The sequence below is a fragment of the Mesorhizobium huakuii genome (genome assembly GCF_030160235.1).
GTDB classification, from domain to species: Bacteria; Pseudomonadota; Alphaproteobacteria; order Rhizobiales; family Rhizobiaceae; genus Mesorhizobium; species Mesorhizobium huakuii.
Window position 1 is genome coordinate 65,841 of the sequence record NZ_BSNY01000030.1, and the last position, 19,211, is coordinate 85,051.

Annotated in this window: 20 protein-coding genes and 1 pseudogene; 9 read left to right on the forward strand and 12 right to left on the reverse strand. The window is 65.1% G+C overall.

The window, feature by feature from the left end:
- Window positions 1-47: 47 nt before the first annotated feature.
- From QQK95_RS16205 to QQK95_RS16215, 3 genes and pseudogenes are all read right to left on the reverse strand, one after another.
- A pseudogene (locus QQK95_RS16205) lies at window positions 48-613 on the reverse strand (DUF1700 domain-containing protein).
- Window positions 610-936, reverse strand: coding sequence for a PadR family transcriptional regulator (locus tag QQK95_RS16210; protein ID WP_284274374.1), 327 nt, complete (start codon window positions 934-936; stop codon window positions 610-612). The pseudogene QQK95_RS16205 and the gene QQK95_RS16210 overlap by 4 nt, the downstream one beginning before the upstream one ends.
- A 202-nt stretch (window positions 937-1,138) precedes the next feature.
- Window positions 1,139-1,588: a GatB/YqeY domain-containing protein gene (locus QQK95_RS16215; RefSeq protein ID WP_284274376.1), complete on the reverse strand. Its 450-nt coding sequence runs from the start codon at window positions 1,586-1,588 to the stop codon at window positions 1,139-1,141.
- 271 nt (window positions 1,589-1,859) lie between these two features.
- Between QQK95_RS16215 and carA the strand changes: the two genes are divergently transcribed.
- The gene (gene carA, locus QQK95_RS16220; protein ID WP_284274377.1) at window positions 1,860-3,065 is read left to right on the forward strand and encodes a glutamine-hydrolyzing carbamoyl-phosphate synthase small subunit; all 1,206 of its coding nucleotides are present in this window, start codon (window positions 1,860-1,862) and stop codon (window positions 3,063-3,065) included.
- Window positions 3,066-3,067: 2 nt separating this feature from the next.
- On the opposite strand, the gene QQK95_RS16225 is transcribed toward carA, so the two are convergent.
- The 3 genes from QQK95_RS16225 to ypfJ all read right to left on the reverse strand — a co-directional run bounded on the left by QQK95_RS16225 (window position 3,068) and on the right by ypfJ (window position 6,326).
- Window positions 3,068-3,988 carry an aldo/keto reductase gene (locus QQK95_RS16225; RefSeq protein WP_284274379.1) on the reverse strand — a complete coding sequence of 307 codons (921 nt, stop codon included), beginning with the start codon at window positions 3,986-3,988 and terminating at the stop codon, window positions 3,068-3,070.
- Window positions 3,985-5,250: a TCR/Tet family MFS transporter gene (locus tag QQK95_RS16230; protein ID WP_284274380.1), complete on the reverse strand. Its 1,266-nt coding sequence runs from the start codon at window positions 5,248-5,250 to the stop codon at window positions 3,985-3,987. The genes QQK95_RS16225 and QQK95_RS16230 overlap by 4 nt, the downstream gene beginning before the upstream one ends.
- Before the next feature lie 155 nt (window positions 5,251-5,405).
- Entirely contained in the window at window positions 5,406-6,326 is a 921-nt protein-coding gene (ypfJ, locus tag QQK95_RS16235) for a KPN_02809 family neutral zinc metallopeptidase (protein WP_284274382.1), read from the reverse strand.
- A gap of 180 nt (window positions 6,327-6,506) precedes the next feature.
- On the opposite strand from ypfJ, the gene QQK95_RS16240 reads away from it, so the two are divergent.
- Window positions 6,507-8,576 (forward strand): hypothetical protein, encoded by a 2,070-nt coding sequence (locus tag QQK95_RS16240; RefSeq protein WP_284274384.1) that lies wholly within the window; start codon window positions 6,507-6,509, stop codon window positions 8,574-8,576.
- 122 nt (window positions 8,577-8,698) lie between these two features.
- Here QQK95_RS16240 and QQK95_RS16245 read toward each other — a convergent pair whose 3' ends face one another.
- Window positions 8,699-8,887 carry a hypothetical protein gene (locus QQK95_RS16245; RefSeq protein ID WP_258609216.1) on the reverse strand — a complete coding sequence of 63 codons (189 nt, stop codon included), beginning with the start codon at window positions 8,885-8,887 and terminating at the stop codon, window positions 8,699-8,701.
- Window positions 8,888-8,973: 86 nt separating this feature from the next.
- Window positions 8,974-9,426 (reverse strand): manganese-binding transcriptional regulator MntR, encoded by a 453-nt coding sequence (mntR, locus tag QQK95_RS16250; RefSeq protein WP_027044183.1) that lies wholly within the window; start codon window positions 9,424-9,426, stop codon window positions 8,974-8,976.
- Between the two features lie 230 nt (window positions 9,427-9,656).
- On the opposite strand from mntR, the gene QQK95_RS16255 reads away from it, so the two are divergent.
- The 3 genes from QQK95_RS16255 to QQK95_RS16265 all read left to right on the forward strand — a co-directional run bounded on the left by QQK95_RS16255 (window position 9,657) and on the right by QQK95_RS16265 (window position 12,688).
- Window positions 9,657-11,021 (forward strand): Nramp family divalent metal transporter, encoded by a 1,365-nt coding sequence (locus tag QQK95_RS16255; protein ID WP_284274387.1) that lies wholly within the window; start codon window positions 9,657-9,659, stop codon window positions 11,019-11,021.
- Between the two features lie 56 nt (window positions 11,022-11,077).
- Window positions 11,078-11,920 (forward strand): protein-L-isoaspartate O-methyltransferase family protein, encoded by an 843-nt coding sequence (locus tag QQK95_RS16260; protein WP_284274389.1) that lies wholly within the window; start codon window positions 11,078-11,080, stop codon window positions 11,918-11,920.
- Between the two features lie 117 nt (window positions 11,921-12,037).
- A complete protein-coding gene (locus tag QQK95_RS16265; protein WP_284274391.1) occupies window positions 12,038-12,688 on the forward strand; it encodes a dihydrofolate reductase family protein in 651 nt (216 codons plus the stop codon).
- Between the two features lie 28 nt (window positions 12,689-12,716).
- On the opposite strand, the gene QQK95_RS16270 is transcribed toward QQK95_RS16265, so the two are convergent.
- A complete protein-coding gene (locus tag QQK95_RS16270) occupies window positions 12,717-13,586 on the reverse strand; it encodes a LysR family transcriptional regulator (RefSeq protein WP_284274392.1) in 870 nt (289 codons plus the stop codon).
- 95 nt (window positions 13,587-13,681) lie between these two features.
- Between QQK95_RS16270 and QQK95_RS16275 the strand changes: the two genes are divergently transcribed.
- Window positions 13,682-14,281 carry a LysE family translocator gene (locus tag QQK95_RS16275; protein WP_284274395.1) on the forward strand — a complete coding sequence of 200 codons (600 nt, stop codon included), beginning with the start codon at window positions 13,682-13,684 and terminating at the stop codon, window positions 14,279-14,281.
- An 85-nt stretch (window positions 14,282-14,366) separates the two neighbouring features.
- Here the strand turns inward: QQK95_RS16275 and QQK95_RS16280 are convergent, their stop codons facing one another.
- On the reverse strand, window positions 14,367-15,161 hold the full coding sequence (locus QQK95_RS16280; RefSeq protein WP_284274397.1) for an SDR family NAD(P)-dependent oxidoreductase: 795 nt from the start codon (window positions 15,159-15,161) through the stop codon (window positions 14,367-14,369).
- 211 nt (window positions 15,162-15,372) lie between these two features.
- Between QQK95_RS16280 and QQK95_RS16285 the strand changes: the two genes are divergently transcribed.
- Window positions 15,373-15,828 carry a MarR family winged helix-turn-helix transcriptional regulator gene (locus tag QQK95_RS16285; RefSeq protein WP_284274399.1) on the forward strand — a complete coding sequence of 152 codons (456 nt, stop codon included), beginning with the start codon at window positions 15,373-15,375 and terminating at the stop codon, window positions 15,826-15,828.
- Between the two features lie 110 nt (window positions 15,829-15,938).
- On the opposite strand, the gene QQK95_RS16290 is transcribed toward QQK95_RS16285, so the two are convergent.
- Entirely contained in the window at window positions 15,939-17,117 is a 1,179-nt protein-coding gene (locus QQK95_RS16290) for an MFS transporter (protein WP_284274401.1), read from the reverse strand.
- 205 nt (window positions 17,118-17,322) lie between these two features.
- On the opposite strand from QQK95_RS16290, the gene QQK95_RS16295 reads away from it, so the two are divergent.
- Window positions 17,323-17,679 carry an ArsR/SmtB family transcription factor gene (locus QQK95_RS16295; RefSeq protein ID WP_010910977.1) on the forward strand — a complete coding sequence of 119 codons (357 nt, stop codon included), beginning with the start codon at window positions 17,323-17,325 and terminating at the stop codon, window positions 17,677-17,679.
- A 33-nt stretch (window positions 17,680-17,712) separates the two neighbouring features.
- Here the strand turns inward: QQK95_RS16295 and QQK95_RS16300 are convergent, their stop codons facing one another.
- Window positions 17,713-18,183 carry a nucleoside deaminase gene (locus QQK95_RS16300; protein ID WP_284274406.1) on the reverse strand — a complete coding sequence of 157 codons (471 nt, stop codon included), beginning with the start codon at window positions 18,181-18,183 and terminating at the stop codon, window positions 17,713-17,715.
- 238 nt (window positions 18,184-18,421) lie between these two features.
- Here QQK95_RS16300 and QQK95_RS16305 point away from each other — a divergent pair, with 238 nt between their 5' ends.
- Window positions 18,422-19,180 (forward strand): metallophosphoesterase family protein, encoded by a 759-nt coding sequence (locus tag QQK95_RS16305; protein ID WP_284274408.1) that lies wholly within the window; start codon window positions 18,422-18,424, stop codon window positions 19,178-19,180.
- Window positions 19,181-19,211 lie beyond the last annotated feature (31 nt).

Here is a 19,211-nt window from a genome sequence, read left to right on the forward strand (position 1 = left end):
ATCCGTTTCCTTCAACGTGATGACAAATTGCAGGCGCCTGACAGCCCTCAAACGGAGCTGCGGTCGGCTTGCATGATACGGGAATGCAGTCGGGCGTAGCGCCCGACAACCCGTACGCCCGCGCCCATGGCCAGCAGCAACAAGGCGCCGCCGCCAAGGAAGCCGCTCACCAGTCCGGCCCCGATGAAGAGGCGACCCAGCGTGAGCGAGACGGCAGTGCCCGGCTCGAACAGCAGCGTGGTGAGAATGATCTTGATGCCGAGCACGCCGATGGCGACGAGCGTGATGCCAAGCCCGAGCGCAAGCACGACCGCCGGATGAGCAGAGGCAACAGGAAGACGATGTCGACGAAGGCAAGGCCGGCCAGGGCGATCGTCGCCGCCAGCATGTTCGACACGCTCCAATGCGCTTCGAAACGGCGCAGGCCCGCCTCGGCGCGCAGCTCGCGGGCGATCCTGGTCGGATCACCCAGGGCCGCCGCGACCTCCGCTTCGCCGCGGCCCGAAGCATCGGCGAAATGGGCGGCATAGTCGCCAACGATATCCTCGATCTCCTGCGGCGGCAGGCCGGCGAGTCCCTGTCTCAGCGTGCGCAGGAAGGCATCCCTGGTCATGGCAAATCCTCGAGAAGTTTGTCGACGGCCCCCGCGAAGGATCGCCAGTCGCGGCGGTGAGCTTCGAAAGCCTGCTGGCCGAGCGGCGTGAGCCGGTAATATTTGCGCGGCGGCCCGCTGCTCGACTCGACGATGCGGGTGGCGACCAACCCGTCATTCTGCATCCGGCGCATCAGGGGATAGATCGTGCCTTCCCCCATGTTCACCGCGGCGACCAGCGTGCTGGCGATTTCATAGCCATAGCTCTCACCCCGCGACAGCACGGCCAGGACGCACAGATCAAGCGCGCCTTTTCGCAACTGGACGAGGATGGAGTCGGTCATGGCAGGCCTCGAATTCGCGACCTGTATATAGCACGCTACCTGTTTATGCAAGGTAGTGGGTAGACGTCTGTTGGATCCCGCGGCCCTTGTGTGGGGCAGCGAGCTCCAAAGTCACGGTTTGGACAATCCATGTCGCGCCGCCGGCACGGCCGAACCGCGCATATTCGGCCTGCTGACCCTATCGGGCCAGGTAACCGCCAACCTACTGCAGCAGCCCTTTGACGATGCCACTGGCCTTGCCGAAATCCATCTGGCCGGCATATTTCTGCTTCAGCGCGGCGATCACCTTGCCCATGTCCTTCTGGCTGGCGGCACCCGTCGCCGCGATCGCCTCGCGGGCCGCGGCCGTGATCGCTGCGTCGTCAAGCTGCGTCGGCAGGAAGCCGCGGATGATCTCCATCTCGCCGCGCTCCTGCGCGGCCAGTTCCGGGCGCTTGCCGTCTTCGAATGCCTTGGCCGATTCCTCGCGCTGCTTCACCATCTTGGCCAGGATCTGCAGGATCTCCTCGTCGCTGGCAGGCTCCTTGCCCGACCCGCGATTGGCGATGTCGCGGTCATGGATGGCGGCCTGGATCAGCCGCAATGTCGGCAGCCGGTGCTTGTCCTGCGCCTTCATCGCGCTCTTCAGGGATTCGGCGATTTTTCCGCGCATCGTGCTCTTCTCCTACAAACGGCGCGGACCATAACCTCGCCGGGAGCACAAGGCAAATCTCGACCTGACCGACAAACCACTGATATTGTTCGACGAAATAAATCGATGCCGGGCCTTGGCTGTATCATTGACCGTTCTGGCACCTTCCCCTATGTACTCGGCCTTGCATAAGACAATGAATTGACGCGCTGGGGCTCGAGAAATCGCTGCCACGCCGTTTGCTGCGCGGATGGTCCGTCATCGAAGCGCACAGCCTGATAGGAGTGCCGCCATGGCCGAGATGACGCCCGCCTGGGCAACCGAAAAGCCGACCGCCCTTCTGGTGCTGGCCGACGGCACCGTCATCGAGGGTCGCGGCCTTGGCGCCACCGGCTCCGCCGTCGCCGAAGTCTGCTTCAACACCGCGCTCACCGGCTACCAGGAGATCCTCACCGATCCGTCCTATGCCGGGCAGATCGTCACCTTCACCTTCCCGCATATCGGCAATATCGGCACCAATGGCGAGGACATCGAGGACCTCAACCCGGCTGCGCGGGCCGGCGCCGTCGGCGCGGTGTTCAAGGCCGATGTCACCAACCCGTCCAACTATCGCGCCGCCGGCCACCTCGACCAGTGGCTGAAGAAGCGCGGCATCGTGGCGCTTTCGGGCATCGACACCCGGGCGCTGACCGCGCTGATCCGCGAAAAGGGCATGCCCAACGCCGTCATCGCGCATGCGCCGGACGGCGTCTTCGACCTCGACGATCTGAAGCAGCGCGCCGCCGCCTGGTCCGGCCTGATCGGGCTCGACCTTGCCAAGGAAGTCACTTCGGGCCAGTCCTCGGTCTGGCGCGAGACGCCATGGGTGTGGAACGAAGGTTTTGGCGAACAGACCGAGCCGTCGCTGCACGTCGTGGCCATCGACTACGGCGTCAAGCGCAACATCCTGCGCCTGCTTGCCGGCCTCGGCGCCAAGGTCACCGTGGTCCCGGCCAGCACCGGTTCGGAAGAGATCCTCGCCATGCAGCCGGACGGCATCTTCCTGTCCAACGGCCCCGGCGACCCGGAAGCCACCGGCGGCTATGCCGTGCCGGTCATCCAGGACCTGCTCAAGACCGACATTCCGGTGTTCGGCATCTGCCTCGGCCACCAGATGCTGGCGTTGGCGCTCGGCGGCAGGACCGCCAAGATGCACCAGGGCCATCACGGTGCCAACCATCCGGTCAAGGACCACACCACCGGCAAGGTCGAGATCGTCTCGATGAACCACGGCTTTGCCGTCGATGCCGACTCTTTGCCCGAGGGCGTCGAGGAAACCCATGTCTCGCTGTTCGACGGCTCGAACTGCGGCATCGCGCTCACCGGCCGCCCGGTGTTCTCGGTCCAGCATCACCCCGAGGCCTCGCCCGGCCCACAGGACTCGCACTATCTGTTCCGCCGCTTCGTCAACCTGATCCGCGAAAAGCGCGGCGAGGAGCTGCTGGCCGAGCGGGCCTGACCTTACGCCACCGGCCGCCCTTCGCTCGCTTCCAATATTGCGAACCATTGCTGGCGGTCGAGCTTGATCTCCTGCGCCTTGACCATGGCGGCGAGCCGCTCCGGCTTCATCGAGCCGAGCACCGGCACCAGCCGGGCCGGATGTCGCAGCAGCCAGGCGATGGCGACGGCGGCGAGATCGCCGGCGCCGACCTCGGCGGCCACCGCCGCAAGCGCTGCACGCACCCTTGCCTCCCGGCTTTCCTTGCCGGTGAACAGCGAGCCGCCGCCGAGCGGCGACCAGATCATCGGCGCGTAGGCCAGGCGCTGCTCGTGGTCGAGGCTGCCATCGGTCAACGCCGACGTTTTCAGCACCGACATCTCGATCTGGTTTGTGGCGAGCGCGAACGGCAGCCGCGAGGCCAGGAGATCGAATTGCGACGGCGTGAAATTGGAAACGCCGACCGCCCTCGCCTTGCCCGCCTTGACCAGTCCGGCCAGTGCCGCCGCCGTCTCGTCGGCGTCCATCAGCGGATCCGGCCGATGCAGCAGCAACAGGTCGAGATAATCGGTGCCGAGATTGCCGAGCGAGCGCTCGACCGAGGCATTTATGTGGGCGGCGCTGGTGTCATAGTGCTTCAGCCGGTTCTGCGGCCGGTTGGCCGAGGCCAGCATGATGTCGCATTTCGAGATCAGCTCGATCTCCTCGCGCTTGCCGTTCCAACGCGATAGCCCGGCTCCAAACGCCGCCTCCACCTCGTAATTCCCATAGATGTCGGCATGGTCGAAACTGGTCAGGCCGAGATCGACGGCGGTGCCGATCAGCCGCGCGACCTGATCGGCATCCGGGCGGACGCCGCCGTCGAGCAGGCGCCAGGCGCCGAAGACCAGCCGCGACAGCGCCACCCCGTCCCTGGTCAGCGCGATGCGGCCGTCATGGCTCATGCCTGCGCTCCATCTTCCGCGATGTCGGTGGTGGCGTTGGTGACCGTCGCCGGCCTCGCCACCTTGGTGACGAAGACGATGAGCGCCAGCAGCAGGAAGCACGCCCCGACCAGATACGGCGCGCCGCCGAAGGTGACGGGCGCGCTTGGCCCGGTGAACCAGGAGAAGATCGCCGTGTAGAGCAGCGGCGTGATGATCGAGGTGATCGAGAACAGCGAGGTCATCGCGCCCTGCAGCTCGCCCTGCGCCGAGGGCGGCACCTTGGCGGCGGCGAGGCTTCTCAGAGGCGGATCGGCCAGCGCTTCCAGGCAACCGACGACGATCACCGCGTAGATCATCCATCCCTGCGTGGCGAAGGCGTAGCCGAAGGCGCTGAGCGCGGTGAATGTGAGCCCGATGACCGCCGTCTTCCATTCGCCAAGCCTGGGGATAACGCGTGGCAGCACCGTCCCCATGATGATCGCGCCACACAGGCCGAAGGCGCCGAGCGAAAAACCGATCTGCTGCTGGCTCCAGCCATAGCGGTAGCTGGAAACGAACGACCACACCGCTGGGTACATCATGTGGCCGAGCGTCATCAGGAAGAAGACGAGCCCGATCCAGCCGATGCCTTGATATTGGCGCATCTGCAGAAGCGTGCCGACCGGGTTGGCGCGTTTCCACTCGAAGCGGCGGCGATGCTTTTGATCGAGCGTTTCTGGCAGGAAGACCATCGCGATCAGGAAGTTCACCAAGGCGAGCCCGGCGGCGAAATAGAACGGCACGCGCGGTCCGAACGTGCCCAGCAATCCGCCCAGCACCGGGCCGATGACGAAGCCGACGCCGAAGGCGATGCCGAGCAGGCCGAAATTCTTCGCCCGGTTCTCGTCGTTCGAGATGTCGGCGATGAAGGCCGACGTCGTCGAATAGCTGGCGCCCGAAATGCCGGCCAGCACACGGCCGATGAACAGCATCGGATAGGACCAGGCGACCGCGCAGATCAGATTGTCGATGGAGAAGGTCAGCACCGAGGCAAGCAGGATCGGCCGTCGCCCGAAGCGGTCGCTCAAGCCGCCCATGATCGGCGCGAAGAAGAACTGCATGGCTGCGTAGACGAAGAACAGCCAGCCGCCCTCGATCGCCGCGCCGCTGATGCTGACACCGGACAATTCCTGCAAATAGGCCGGCAGCACCGGCATGATGATGCCGAAGCCGATAATATCGAGCAGCAACGTGGTGAAAACCAGCGCGAGGCCCCGCCTGGCGGTTTTAGGGTCGATCATGATGGGTCAGGCTCCTCTGGTCGCCCGGGGCGCAGGCGGACGAACCTTATAGGCGAGGCCGCAAAAAGGAACAATGCGAGAACAGCCAGGAGTCGTTGATCCTGACTCTCCCTGACGGCGACTTCGCCGTCAGGCCGCTCGCGTGAGACAAGTGCTTAGATTGGGCCGCTCAGCGTGTTGCAGTCCGAAAGCTTGCCGCTCTTGTAGCCGCGCGCCAGCCAGGTCTGGCGCTGCTGCGAGGTGCCGTGGTTGAAGCTTTCCGGCACGACATAGCCCTGCATCTTCTTCTGCAGCGTGTCGTCGCCGATCTGCTTGGCGGCGTTCAGCGCGCTTTCGATGTCGCCCTGCTCCAATATGCCCTTCTGCGCGGTGTAATGCGCCCACACGCCGGCGAAGCAGTCGGCCTGCAATTCGATGCGCACCGACAGCTGGTTGGCGTCGGCCTCGCTCATGCCTTGCCGCATCTGGTTGAACTTGGACATGATGCCGGTGAGGTTCTGCACGTGGTGACCGACCTCATGCGCGACGACATAGGCCCGCGCGAACTCGCCCGAGGCACCGAATTGCTGGTCGAGCTGCTGGAAGAAGGTCATGTCGAGATAGACCTTGTGATCGCCTGGACAATAGAACGGTCCGGCAGCCGCCGAGGCAAAGCCGCAGGCCGAGCGGACCTGGCCGGAAAACAGCACCAGCTTCGGGTCTTCATAGGTCAGGCCTTGCGACTTGAAGATGCCGGTCCATGTGTCTTCCGTCTCGGCCAGCACGGTCGCGACGAACTGCTTCATCTCGTCATTTGCGGGTGCCGTACCGCTGCCCTGGCCGCCGCTATTGTCTGATATCTGGCCGCCGCCACCCGGCAGCAGGCCGCCGTCGCCACCGCCCAGGATCGCCGAGGGATCGAAGCCGAAATACCATCCGGCGATCACCACTAGGATGACGAGGAGGATGCTGCCGCCGCCACCGGTCCGGCCGCCGATAGGAATTTGGAACCCGCCGCCGCCGCCGATCCCACCACCGCCGCTGTCGCTGCGGTCGTCCTCGATATTGTCACTCTGACGACGGCCTCTCCAGAGCATGGCAACTCCCCGTAATGAACTTCCTCGTTGCTCCGGCAAGGCCGGCTCAACCCAACAAACAATTATCCCAATGGTTGCGCCAAGTCACAGTGTTTTTCGATGCCGGTACCACGTGGACATCGCTCTGGCCCCGCGCGCTTAAGGTCTGTAGCATCGTCCCCATGGGGGGATGAGCGAGACTTGAAGACGATCGGCCAATTCCTGTCGCTGCTTGCATCGCTGCTTTGCCTTGGTCTCACAGGCGCCGGCGCGGTGACGCTCGATTCCAGCGTCGCCGTCACCGACCCCGCCACCTTGCAGGCGCTGGAGCGCGGCGGCCTGTCGATCAGCCGCCTGCTCGGCCCGGCACTCGGCCTCACCCGTGACGTCGACAATCACGGCCTGTTTTCCGTGCCGGCGCTGGCCACGGTGCGTGACACGGTCAAGCAGGAGATATCGGACGAGCCGAAGACCAGCCCCGATCCCTATGTCGCCGCCATGGCCAGATCGAACGACACCAGCCAGAAATTCAATCCGAAATACATCGACGACGACGGCTCGACGCTGGACCTGACCGGCGTCGTCAACCGCATGGATCGCGGCTATCTCGGCCACACCGAATGCGGCGAGATCAGGCTGATCTACCGCTTCCACTATTCGGTCGCCGAAAAGCCGGCCAAGGGCAAGGTGGCGCAGCGCATCTCCTCGCGCCTGCCGCTGACCATGAGCCTGGTGTTCAACGCCAAGCCAAGGCGGGCGCAGGCGCGCGCCTCGAAGGATCTGCCTGCCGCCACCGACGTATCCTGCGCCGACGTCGCCCAGCGCTGGCTGGCCGCCGGCCAGAAGGACCTGCCGCCCGAGCAATTGGCCGCGTGGCTGCGCTCCGACGAAGGCCCGCTGTCCGGCGCCATGCTCAATTCCTCGCAGATCATGCGGCTCGAACTCAACATGCAGGTGCTGCGCCTGTCGGCCTCGACGCGGCGCGATTTCGGCGGCCATGCCGAATATCTCCTGAAAATCTTCAAATGGGATCCGTCGACCTCGAGCTTTTATGAATCGAAGATGGAGAACCAGATCGACCGGGCGACGGTGCAGGCCGACAGGCCGTCCTTCGCCAAATGGCTGCTCACTGATCGCAACATCTACGATCTCGACCATGGCCGGCTGGTCATCGACGAAAAATTCCTGGCCAAGAGCGCCGTTTCCGTCGCACCCGGCGGCCTGAGCCGCTCGCAGAACAACATCGCCCATGGGCTGGTCGACGACGCCGATATCGACAAGGCGCTGAAGGACTATGTCGCCAGGGGCAACACGCTCGCCACGATCAAGTCGGTCGCAGGCTTCAATTTGCGGCTGAACGAAATGAGCTGCACCGGCTGCCATCAGACGCACGGCATTGCCGGTTTCCACTACACCGGCGCCGATCCGGCCAGCGAACCGCGCCGCAACGCCGTCTTCGTACCGGGCTCGGCGGTGTTCTTCGCCGACCTGCCGCGCCGCCGCGCCATCGTCGAGCAGTTCGCCGCCGGCGGCCACCCGGATTTCACGCGCGGCTTTGCCGCCCGGCCGGACCAGAAATATGCCGAGGCGCTGAAGGGCACCGACCTCTACAATGGCTGGGGCTCGATCTGTTATCGCGGTGACGACGCAAGCTTCAAGGACTGGACCTGCGGCGCCGGCCTGCGCTGCGCCGGCGTCCACGAAAGCGCCATCCATCCTGGCTTCGGCACCTGCGTCAGCGAGAAGGGCACGGCGGTCGGCGACCCCGTCGAATTCGGCGAGATCAAAATGTCGACATGGGGCAACGACCAGTATTGCCGCCTGTCGCCGGCCACCGCCAAGGCCTGCGCCATCGACCCGGCTCGTGACAAGAAGCCGGTGGTCAAGCTCGCCGGCTACGGTGCCGCGCGCCAGCGCTACGACAATCCCGAGCAGAAGACCGGCGGCTTTCCCGGCGGCATGCTGCGCAAGGCGAGCTGCGACAAGCTTCCCGGCGAGGCGACATGCGGCCGTCTGGCCAAGACCGGCTTCAACGACTGCATCGCTTCAGGCAAGGACCACAAATTCTGCACCAGGGAGTTCACCAAGACCGCCGGCCTGCGCGCCTGCGACAAGGCGCATCCCTGCCGCGAGGACTATATCTGCACCGCCGGCTATGACGACCTGCCCCAGGCCAAGCCTGGCGAAGGCACCTGCATCCCGCCCTATTTCATCTTCCAGTTCCGTGTCGACGGCCACCCCAGAAGCTGGGTGCAGGACGTCAGGGAATGAAAGAACGGTTTGCCGCAGACAAATTGAAAGGTCCGGTGGGCCTTTCAAAGGCCCCAAGCCATTGCGGAGGGCAACCGGCCGTCGAACAGACAGGTTCCGCCCGCCGCCGATGTCGGTCCGCCTCAGCTTTTCTGCTTGGCGCCGGCACTCTTGCCGTCGGAGCTTTTCGAACGCTCCTCGAAACGCGCCGCACCCTTCTTCAGGGGATGGCCGGTCTCGGCCTCGGTCTTGCGCTCGTCCTTCGCCGCCGCCTGCCTCAATCCCTTGGCGGCCTGCTTGCCCTTCGCGGTCGGTGCCTGTTCAACGCCCATTGCTTCCTCCCTTGGCGCGATATCGCGCACTGTCAGGAGCAACGTGCGTAAGGGGCTGCGGTTCCGGCGGTCTTTCCGAGAGCGCCTTAGCGTGGCGCCGTCATCGCCTTGCGGAACGCTTCCAGCGTCTCGGCGCTGACATGGTGCTCGATGCCCTCGGCATCGATGCGCGCCGTCTCGGCGCTGACGCCGAGCGAACGCAGGAAGGCTTCCACCGTCTGATGGCGGATGCGGCTTTCCTCCGCCACCTTGCGGCCGGCCTCGGTCAGGAACACGCCGCGATAGGGTTTTCTCGACACCAGCCCGTCGGCGCAGAGCCGCGTCAGCATCTTGGCCACCGTCGGCTGCGCGACGCCGAGACGCGCGGCGATGTCGACCTGGCGCGCCTCGTTGCCGTCCTCGATCAAATCGGCGATCAGCTCGACATAGTCCTCGACCAGCGCGCTGCGGCGCGCCTGGCGCTGTTGCCGAAACCCTTCCGAATGGACATCGGCATCGGGCAATGGCTCACGCGGGACAGGTCTGTTCTTCAGCGCCAATGCGCGCTCCTCCTCGGGAGTTTAGCCATTCCTGCTTTATAGCACGGGCTCTGATTCTTCAGGCCGTTTATTTGCATTCCCCCACAGGCGCAACCGGCGTTTCCAATCGCCGCTTCGCAAACCGGCCGAGCGCCCGGCAAAAGCACAAACAATGAAATATAGCCTATTGCATAATGTTGAGCCATGGCATAGCTTATGGACATCGCCCGGAAGTCTCGGAAAGCCTTTTCATGTCAGACGCAGAAGCCACAGCCCCTCGATCCTCATGGCGGTTCGCCGGACGGGACGAGGACGACCAGCCGAGCCTGCGCGAAGTCAATTCCACCATCGCCGTGCCGAGTTCAGGCGTCTGGTTCCGCCGGCTGTTTGCCTTCATGGGGCCGGGCTACATGGTTTCGGTCGGCTATATGGACCCGGGCAACTGGGCGACCGACCTCGCCGGCGGCGCCCAGTTCGGCTACACGCTTCTGTTCGTCATCATGTTGTCCAACCTGATGGCGATCCTGCTTCAGGCACTGGCCGCCCGGCTTGGCATCGCCACCGGCCGCGATCTCGCCCAGGCCTGCCGCGCCTACTATCCGCGCCCGGTCAATTTCGTGCTGTGGATCGCCTGCGAACTCGCCATCATCGCCTGTGACCTCGCCGAAGTCATCGGCACCGCGATCGCCTTGCAGCTTCTGTTCGGCATTCCGCTGATCGGCGGCGCGATCCTCACCGCGCTCGACGCCTTCCTCGTTCTGCTGTTGATGAACAAGGGGTTCCGCTATCTCGAAGCCTTCGTCATCGCGCTTTTGATCATCATCTTCAGCTGCTTTGCCATCCAGATCTTCGTCGCCGCCCCGCCGGCCGGCACGATCCTGCATTCGATGTTCGTGCCGTCCTCGGAGATCGTCACCAACCCGGCGATGCTCTACATCGCCATCGGCATCATTGGCGCGACGGTCATGCCGCACAATCTCTATCTGCACTCCTCGATCGTGCAGACCCGTGCCTATGAGCGCACCGAAAAGGGCAAGCGCGACGCCATCAAATGGGCGACGACGGACTCCACCATCGCCCTGATGCTGGCTCTGTTCGTCAACGCCGCCATCCTGATCGTCTCGGCCGTCGCCTTCCACAACACCGGCCACCAGGATGTCGCCGAGATCGACCAGGCTTTCGAGCTGCTTTCACCGCTGCTGGGCCTCGGCATCGCCTCGATCCTGTTCGCCGTGGCCCTGCTCGCCTCCGGCCTGAATTCGACGGTGACGGCGACGCTTGCCGGCCAGATCGTCATGGAAGGGTTCCTGCGCCTGCGCATCCCCAACTGGGCGCGCCGGCTTCTGACGCGCGGCCTCGCCATCATTCCAGTGGTGGTCGTCACCGCGCTCTATGGCGAGAAAGGCACCGGCCAGCTGCTGGTGTTCAGCCAGGTGATCCTGTCGATGCAACTACCCTTCGCGGTGGTGCCGCTGGTGCAGTTCGTCTCCGACAAGAAGAAGATGGGCAACCTCGCCATTCCGCGCGGCGTGGCCGCACTCGCCTGGGTGGTCGCGGCGATCATCCTGGTGCTCAATTTCAAGCTGCTCTACGATACGATGTTCGGGGTCGGCTGAGGTTTCGACCGAGCCGTCGCGACAAGCCGCCAAATCGCGCTATCTTTCCTCGCGTCATGAGCAACATCGAGGACATCAGGAAATTCTACGCCCGGCTGATGGCGGCCAACGCCGCCTCATCGGATCCACGCCTGGAGGAGGTCTTCGCCACTGTTCCGCGCGAAGCCTTTCTTGGCCCGGGACCCTGGACGATCGTCGCCGGCAGCGGCAAGGTCACGACGCCGAGCGCCGATCCGGCGCACGTCTACCAGAACGTGCTGGTGGCGCTCGATGCCGACAAGGGCATCAACAATGGCGAACCTTTCCTGCACGCCATGTGGATCGGAAGGCTGGCGCCGAAACCCGGCGAAGTCGTCGCTCATATCGGCGCCGGCACCGGCTACTATTCCGCCGTGCTGGCCAGGCTGGTTTCACCTGGCGGCACTGTCACCGCCTTCGAGCTCGACGGCAGGCTGGCCGACCTGGCACGCAAGAATCTCGAAATCTATAGCAATGCGACGGTCGTCCACGGCGACGCCGTGACCACGCCCTTGCCGCCGTCCGACATCATCTATGTCAATGCCGGCGTCGTCGCCCCTCCGGTCGGATGGCTGAAGGCGCTGCGTCCCGGCGGCCGCATGATCTTCCCCTGGCGCCCGTCCGAACGCGTCCCGCTGGCGGTGATGGTGACCCGCACCGGAAAAGGCCTTGCCTGCGATCCCTTCATGCGCTCCTGGTTCATCCCTTGCTTCGGTGCCTCGATCGCGGATCTTGCGGCGAAGATCCCGACCCGCGAGCAGGCAATGCGCAGCCGCTCGATCTGGCTGACGCAGGACAAGGCGCCGGACCGCACCGCCACGGCCATCTTCGGCGACGTCTGGTTCTCGACGAAGGACGTCCGCGCCAAACCCGGCAACTGACGCGTCGACGCGCGGATTTGGCCAGAATTTCTAAGGCCCTGTCGGGATGGGCGCGGGCCAGCCGTCCTTGGGCCACAATCCGGCCGCGACGGCGTGGATGGAACAAGGGAGAGAACCATGAGAAAGATCATCGCCGCCACCTTCGTCAGCCTCGACGGCGTCATGCAGGCACCCGGTGGGCCGCAAGAGGATCCGGTCGGCGGCTTCAAGTTCGGCGGCTGGACCTTCCATTACTTTGACGAGGTGGGCGGCGCGGCAATGGACGAGCTGTTCTCCAGGCCCTTCGCCTTGCTGCTCGGCCGCAGAACCTACGACATCTTCACTGCGTATTGGCCGTACCAGAAGGATCCGATCGCCGATGCCTTCAACCCCGCGACCAAATATGTGGCGACGCATCGGCCTGACACACTCACCTGGCAGAATACGCAATGGCTTGGGGAAGATATCGTCGCGGCGCTGCGTCGCCTCAGCCGGGAGGACGGACCCGACCTGCTCATCCAGGGATCGGCCGACCTGATCCAGACCTTGCTCGCCAACGGACTGATCGACGAGATCCGGCTGATGATCTTCCCGCTGTTGCTGGGCAAGGGCAAGCGGCTGTTCGGCGATGACGCGATGCCGGCAGCGTTCAAGCTTGTGAAGTCGCAGACATCAGGCACCGGCGTCATCATCGCGACCTACGAACGATCAGGCGAAATCAAGGTCGGGTCTTTCGTCACGGGCGAACCTTCCGACGCCGAACTCGAGCGGCGCAGGAACTGGAAGTAGTTTTGCAGGACTTGGGTTCTTCCAGGTCTCAAGCCGCCTGCGGCCATCGCGCCAGCCCATCCCTGATATGCCGCGCGAACTCCTGCGCGGCCGGGCCGACGCCGTGCCTGGGCAGATGCAAATTGATGGCAAAATTCGGCAGTGGCGGCAGCCCGACATCGAACGGCAGGATGTCGAGATCGGCCGGCACGGTGGAGGCCAGCCAGGTGGTGACGGCGAGGTCGGAGCGCACCGTCGCCGTCGTGGCGTCGATGTTGCCGTTCTCGAACACCGTGCGCCATTCCAGCCCGTGCTCGTTGAGGGCTGACAGCACCACCGGGCGGAAGGCGCAGGTGTCGGCGACGATCGACACCGGCAGCGGCCGCTTGGCGCGGGCAGTACCGCCTCGGGCGCCAACCCAGACCAGCCGGTCGATGGCCAGGCATTCGCCCGATGTCGGGCCGACCCGTTCCTCGATCACCGCAAGGTCGATGGTCCCGGCCGCCAGTGCTGACGCCAGTTCCGGCGATGACGCGCAGACCAGCGAGATCTCGACCTGCGGATAGGTTTCCGCATAGGCCTTCAGCACCGGCGCCAGCAAGGTGCCGATGAGGTCGTAGGGCACGCCGAGCCGTACCTGGCCGGCCACAGTCGAGCCCGCCATCTCGGCCCAGATCTCGTCGTTAAGGCTGAGCAGGCGCTTGGCCTTGTCGAACAGCCGCTCGCCCGACCGCGTCAGGCGCAGGCCGCGCCGGTCGCGCTCGAACAGGCTGCAGCCAAGCGTCTCCTCCAGCCTCTTGACCTGCTGGCTGATGGCGCCTTGCGTCAGGTGCAGCGCATTGGCGGCCGCCGTCATGCTGGCCTTGTCGGCGACGGTGACGAAGGTGCGCATCAGCGCCGTATCGAGATTGCGGATCATGGCTACATTATATCCGCTAATGCCAATCATCGCAAACATTGCATTTACTGATGCCAAGTCAAGCCTACCATGGAGCCTCCGACAAAGGACGTCCCATGCTCCAGCCGATCCTGCCGCTCATCCTGTTTGCCTTCGTGGCCACCGCCACGCCCGGCATCGCCACGACCTTGTCGACCGCCTCGGGCGCGCAGTTCGGTTTTCGCCGTTCGATTCCGCTGATGGTCGGCAGCGCCGCCGGCCTCGCTACCGTGACGGCGGCAGCAGCCGCCGGGCTCGCGGGCCTGCTGCTTGCGGTGCCGTCGCTGCAACTGGCGATGAAGGTGATCGGCTCGCTCTATCTCCTGTGGCTGGCGCTTAAGATCGGCCGCGCCGGTCCGCCCAATCTCGACGTGACCATGGCCAGGCCAAACAGCTTCCTTGGCGGCGCCGGCATCCAGTGGATGAACCCCAAGGGTTGGGCGATGGGGCTGGGCGCGGCGGCCTCGTTCGCCGCACTGGCCGACGGGCCGGGACAACTCGCCTTGCTGCTCGGCTCGACCTTCGGCCTCACCGCCGCCATTTCGCTGTCCATCTGGTGCGTCGCCGGCATGGTGCTGGCCCGGCTGCTCAAGACTGAATGGCAATGGCGCGCGCTCAACATCGCGCTGGCGCTGGTGCTGGCAGCGTCGATCATCCCGATGTGGCGGTCGGCCTAGAGCACCCCACCTAAATCTGCGCGAATACCGCCGCTGCGAAGCAAAGGGGTGGAGGGCTGGTTCGCAAGGCGAACCAGCCCCGGCCTCAACCCACGTAACGCGCCGCCGGCTTGTCGGCGTGCAGGCTGCCGTAGAAGGCTTGGCGGGCGCCGAGGAATGTGTCCAGCTTGCCGGCATCGGCAAGTGCCGGCACGGTGACGGCTTCGCCCCTGGCCAGGCCGACAAGCGCGGCATCGACCATATCGTCGGCGGACATGACGATTTCCTTTGGAAGCTGGTCGATATCGCTGCCCGCCAGTTCCCAGAAATCGGTCCGGGTGGCGCCCGGCAGCACCACCTGCACCTTCACGCCGGTGCCCGCGACCTCGCGCTGCAGCGCTTCGGTGAAGTTGACGACATAGGCCTTGGTGCCGCTGTAGATGCCGCCGAACGAGGTTTCATAGGCAAGCACCGAGGCGATGTTGACGATGGCGCCGCGGTTGCGCGCCAGAAGACCCGGCAGCACGGCACGGGTCAGGCGGGTCAAGGCGATGACATTGACCTTGATCATGCGTTCGGCCGCGTCGGCGTCGGCCGTTGCCACCACCTGCTGGCCACCAAGGCCGGCATTGTTGACCAGCAGCGTCACGCTGTCGTCGGCCGATATCATCCGCTCGACACGGCGCACATCGTCGTCGTCGGACAGATCGGCTGCGATGAAGCTGACCTTGCGATCGTAGGCGTAGCGCAGCTTTTCGGCCAGTTCCTCGAGCCGGTCGGCGCGCCGCGCCACCAGCACGAGATCATAGCCCTGCCCGGCCAGCCGGTCCGCATAGACCGCGCCGATGCCCGATGAGGCGCCAGTGACGACCGCCGTGCCCTTGTTTGCCTGTCCACTCATTGTCCTGTTCCTTCTGTCTCTGTTCGCTTCGACCTGGCCGCCGGCACCGCAGGCATTCGCCTCGGCGCGCCGGCATGCCGCCTGATTGATTTAGTGGCATATACCACTTTCGACGAAGTAGGTATATGCCACTATCTTGTCAATGAGTGCCTTCAGGATTATTTGTCGGGCAGCGGCCGGACAGGATTTTCTCCGGCGCCGAGGAACCACCATGCCGAAAGACACTCTGCCCGGGCTGACAGCCTGCAACTACGCCATGCTGCGGCGCGCGACGCGCAAGCTCGGCCAGTTCTATGATGATGTGCAGGCGCCGTCCGGCCTCAAGGCCACGCAACAGGGCCTGCTCTACCAGATCCATATCGGCGACGAACCGGCGATGGGCGCCATCGCTGCTGCCCTGGTCATGGACCTGTCGGCGCTCGGCCACACGCTGAAGCCGCTGATCCGCGACGGCTTTGTCGAGACCTTCGCCGATCCGGACGACCGCCGCATCAAGCGGGTGCGGCTGACCCGGCAAGGGCTCATCAAGCTCGATGAGGCGATGAAGCTGTGGCAGGTCGCCCAGCAACGCTTCGAGGATGTGGTGGGCAAGGAAAAGGCGGAACGCCTGCGCGCGGTGCTGGATGACATCAGCGCGCTGGATTTCGACCTGCCGCCGGCAGCCTGAGCAATTCCAGGAAAAGTGTGAAACGGTTTTCCCGGGAACAGCGCGCAGCGCTTTCCCTTGGGAATTGCGTTAAGACAAAATGGATTGGCCGCCGACGGCTTTCGAAGAGACTATTCGGCCGGCATCGCCACCGGCCGCGCCAGCATACGCCCGGCCAGCACGATGCCCAGCCCGATCAACGGGAAGGCAGCCGCGACCAGGCCGAGATCGGCCGGCGCGCCGTAGCGCAGCACGCCACCGCCGACCACCGCGCCCAGTGCCACGCCGAGATAGAGCGCCGAGCCGTTGAGCGACAGCACGATCGGGGCGGCATCGGGCGCCAGCTTGATGATGCGGCTGGCCTGTGCCGGCGGGAACGCCCAGCCGACAATGCCCCACGGCACCATCATCGCCATCAGCGCCGGACCGGCAATGTGCTGCGGCAGGAAGGCCGGCACGACCGACAGCATCACCAGCATGGCGGCGCTCAGCGTCAGCGACCAGCCGACGGTGCGGGTGGCGCCGAACCGGTCGGCCGCCTGGCCGCCGGCAATGTTGCCGATGACGGCGCCGACACCGAAGGCGAGCAGCATGCCTGGCAGCGCGATCTGGCTGAGCCCGGCGCCCTCGATGGCAAGCGGCGCGACATAGGCAAAGACGGTGAAGGCGCCGGTCAGCGCCAGCAATGTCGTCACCAGGATCGGCATCACGCCAGGCCGCATGGCGGCCGCCAGCCTGCGCTTCAGCGGCAGCCTTGTGCCGATGATGCCGCGCGGCAGCCTGTACCACAGGATGGCGCCGGCAAGCGCGCCGAGCCCGGCGATGGCATAGAAGGTGCCGCGCCAGCCGGCGATCGTCGCGACCAGCGCGCCGAGCGGCGCCCCGACGGCGACGGCCACCGTGGTGCCGCCGACGACGACGGCAATGGCGCGTGCCCGGTGGTGGTCATCGACCAGCGCCACCGCCGCCCCCTGCGCGGTCGCGGCAAACAGGCCCGACGACAGCGCCATGATGATGCGCGCGATCAGAAGCAGTTCGAAGGAGGAGCTTAAGGCGGCGGCGATGTTGCCGATGACGAAGAACACCAGCGTCCACAATATGACGCGGCGCCGGTCCCATTCGCCGGTCAGCGTCGCCAGGATCGGCGTGCCGATGGCGTAGGCGAGCGCGAAGGCGGTGATCAGCGTACCGGCGAGTGGAATGGAAATGCCGGCATCCCTGGCGATGTCTGGCAGAAGGCTGGAGATGACGAAGCCCTCGGTCGAGATCGTGAACGATCCGAGCGCAAGCCAGAAGAGCCGCTTGTCCATGGCATGTGTCCTTAGTTCAAAAGTTATTGAACAATTGGACATAACAGGGCATGATGTCAATGAAGCCAGGGCAAAATAGCTGAACCATCCTGACAGCCCTGTGTCAGCACGGTCGTTTGGTACGAATGAAATGGAGAAACAGTGTGTACGGGCCGGCGAGGACGGATGCGTTGAAATCGGCCCGGACTGCGCTTAGGTTCCAGCCATGACGTTACCTCATCCCAATACGGACCAGATCAGCCTGCCCATCGTGCTGGGCGTGCTCGGCGACCCGACACGGCTCGCCATCGTGCGCTACCTTGCCAGCAAGGAAGGCGTGGCGCTGAACTGCAGCCAGTTCCTCGATCTCGGCTCCAAGACCAATCTCAGCTACCACCTGGCCAAGCTGCGAGAGGCCGGCGTCACCCGCGCCGAAGTGGTCGGCACCAACCGCATGATCACGCTGCGCCGCGCCGACCTCGACGCCCGCTTCCCCGGCCTGCTCGACAGCGTCATCGCCGCCGCTGTCGATGACCCGGCTCTGCCGGCGGTCGGCGGGCACGATATTGAGATGCCGGCCTAGGCCTGCAGGTTCCGAGCTGAGGTTCTGTCGTCGCTAGCGCTGCCAGAACCCGATATGCGGGGCGAGAAGCTCCTCTTCCATCTCGGGGAAGGGGCCGTGGACCTCGACCTGCTTCTGCCCGGAGCCTAGGACCGTGCGCGACGAGAGGTTCATCGTCGGATTCCCGGCGTGGTCGCCGGTCAGCGCGAGAAGCTTGGTCTCCTCGAAGCCGTAGACCAGCCGGCCGATATTTGCCCAGTAGAACGTTCCGGTGCACATCGCACAGGGCTCGCCGGTCGAGACCAGCGTGCAGGACCACAGGAATTCCGGCGGATAGGCCTCCGCGGCACGTCGGCTGAGCTCGGTTTCGGCGTGGCGCACGGTGTTGATGTTGCCTTGCCGCATCAGGATGCGATCGTCGGGGCCGACGAGCACACAGCCGAAAGGATGGTGCCCATGCGCGGCGGCCTCGTGAGCGACGTCATTGGCGGCGCGCAGGTGAGCGAACATCTGGTCACGGGTCATCGCCTGGGTGCCTTTCGAGGCTGTCTAAGCGGATAGTCCTACATGAACTCTGGGATGGCGTGGACGCTAGCAGATGCAATGCTGCCGCGATAGCCGTGGGCGGGCCGCGCGGTGCCCCGCCTGCCCGAACGATCTCAACGACTTGATGACGAAAGCGGGGACTTGATAACAAAGGCGGCGGCTTGATAACGAAGACGGGCCGGAGTCCCGATGGGGCCGCACCATGGGAGCCCGCCGCATGCGCATAGCCGTCCTCGCCGATATCCATGGCAACGTCCTGGCGCTCGACGCCGTGCTGCAGGATCTGGCCCGTCGCGGCGGCGCGGACCTCACCGTCAATCTCGGCGACAGCGTTTCCGGGCCGCTCTGGCCGCGCGAGACCTTTGAGCGCCTGGAAGCGCTGAACCTGCCGACGGTGCGCGGCAACCATGACCGCCGCGTCGCGGTCGATCCGGCCGACGAGACCATGTGGGCGTCCGACGTCTACGCGCAGGAGCGGTTGACCGAGGCGCAGCGCCACGTGCTTTTCGCGCAGCCGCTGACGCTGGAGATCGCGCCCGGCATCGTCGCCTTCCACGCCTGTCCCGACCATGACGAGAAATACCTGCTCGACGCGATCGTCGATGGCCAATTGGTGCGTGCGCCGCTGGCGGCGATCAGGCGGCGGCTGAAGGCGCTCGACCCGGCCTGCCGCATCGCGCTGTGCGGCCACAGCCACCGTCCGGAGCTCGTCCGCATCCCCGACGGTCCCGTCATCTTCAATCCCGGCAGCATCGGCTGCCCCGCCTATGACGATTCCACCCCGCCGGCGCATGTTTCCGAACAGGGCTCGCCGCATGCGCGCTACGGCTTCGTCACCTTGGGTGGCGAAGGCCGGCCCGACCGTTTCGAGACGATCGCGGTCGACTACGACCACGAGGTGGCGGCACGACAGGCCGAACAGGCGGGCAGGCCGGAATGGGCCTATGCGCTCAGGACTGGATTCATGCCGGGCTGATCGAAGCTCGCGCCTCAGCGGAATGCCTTGC

Bases quoted from the DNA above. Each gene is read 5' to 3' on its own strand.
- QQK95_RS16210 (WP_284274374.1), bottom strand. From the start codon at position 936: ATGACCGACTCCATCCTCGTCCAGTTGCGAAAAGGCGCGCTTGATCTG.
- QQK95_RS16215 (WP_284274376.1), bottom strand. From the start codon at position 1,588: ATGCGCGGAAAAATCGCCGAATCCCTGAAGAGCGCGATGAAGGCGCAG.
- carA (WP_284274377.1), top strand. From the start codon at position 1,860: ATGGCCGAGATGACGCCCGCCTGGGCAACCGAAAAGCCGACCGCCCTT.
- QQK95_RS16225 (WP_284274379.1), bottom strand. From the start codon at position 3,988: ATGAGCCATGACGGCCGCATCGCGCTGACCAGGGACGGGGTGGCGCTG.
- QQK95_RS16230 (WP_284274380.1), bottom strand. From the start codon at position 5,250: ATGATCGACCCTAAAACCGCCAGGCGGGGCCTCGCGCTGGTTTTCACC.
- ypfJ (WP_284274382.1), bottom strand. From the start codon at position 6,326: ATGCTCTGGAGAGGCCGTCGTCAGAGTGACAATATCGAGGACGACCGC.
- QQK95_RS16245 (WP_258609216.1), bottom strand. From the start codon at position 8,887: ATGGGCGTTGAACAGGCACCGACCGCGAAGGGCAAGCAGGCCGCCAAG.
- QQK95_RS16255 (WP_284274387.1), top strand. From the start codon at position 9,657: ATGTCAGACGCAGAAGCCACAGCCCCTCGATCCTCATGGCGGTTCGCC.
- QQK95_RS16260 (WP_284274389.1), top strand. From the start codon at position 11,078: ATGAGCAACATCGAGGACATCAGGAAATTCTACGCCCGGCTGATGGCG.
- QQK95_RS16265 (WP_284274391.1), top strand. From the start codon at position 12,038: ATGAGAAAGATCATCGCCGCCACCTTCGTCAGCCTCGACGGCGTCATG.
- QQK95_RS16270 (WP_284274392.1), bottom strand. From the start codon at position 13,586: ATGATCCGCAATCTCGATACGGCGCTGATGCGCACCTTCGTCACCGTC.
- QQK95_RS16275 (WP_284274395.1), top strand. From the start codon at position 13,682: ATGCTCCAGCCGATCCTGCCGCTCATCCTGTTTGCCTTCGTGGCCACC.
- QQK95_RS16280 (WP_284274397.1), bottom strand. From the start codon at position 15,161: ATGAGTGGACAGGCAAACAAGGGCACGGCGGTCGTCACTGGCGCCTCA.
- QQK95_RS16285 (WP_284274399.1), top strand. From the start codon at position 15,373: ATGCCGAAAGACACTCTGCCCGGGCTGACAGCCTGCAACTACGCCATG.
- QQK95_RS16290 (WP_284274401.1), bottom strand. From the start codon at position 17,117: ATGGACAAGCGGCTCTTCTGGCTTGCGCTCGGATCGTTCACGATCTCG.
- QQK95_RS16295 (WP_010910977.1), top strand. From the start codon at position 17,323: ATGACGTTACCTCATCCCAATACGGACCAGATCAGCCTGCCCATCGTG.
- QQK95_RS16300 (WP_284274406.1), bottom strand. From the start codon at position 18,183: ATGACCCGTGACCAGATGTTCGCTCACCTGCGCGCCGCCAATGACGTC.
- QQK95_RS16305 (WP_284274408.1), top strand. From the start codon at position 18,422: ATGCGCATAGCCGTCCTCGCCGATATCCATGGCAACGTCCTGGCGCTC.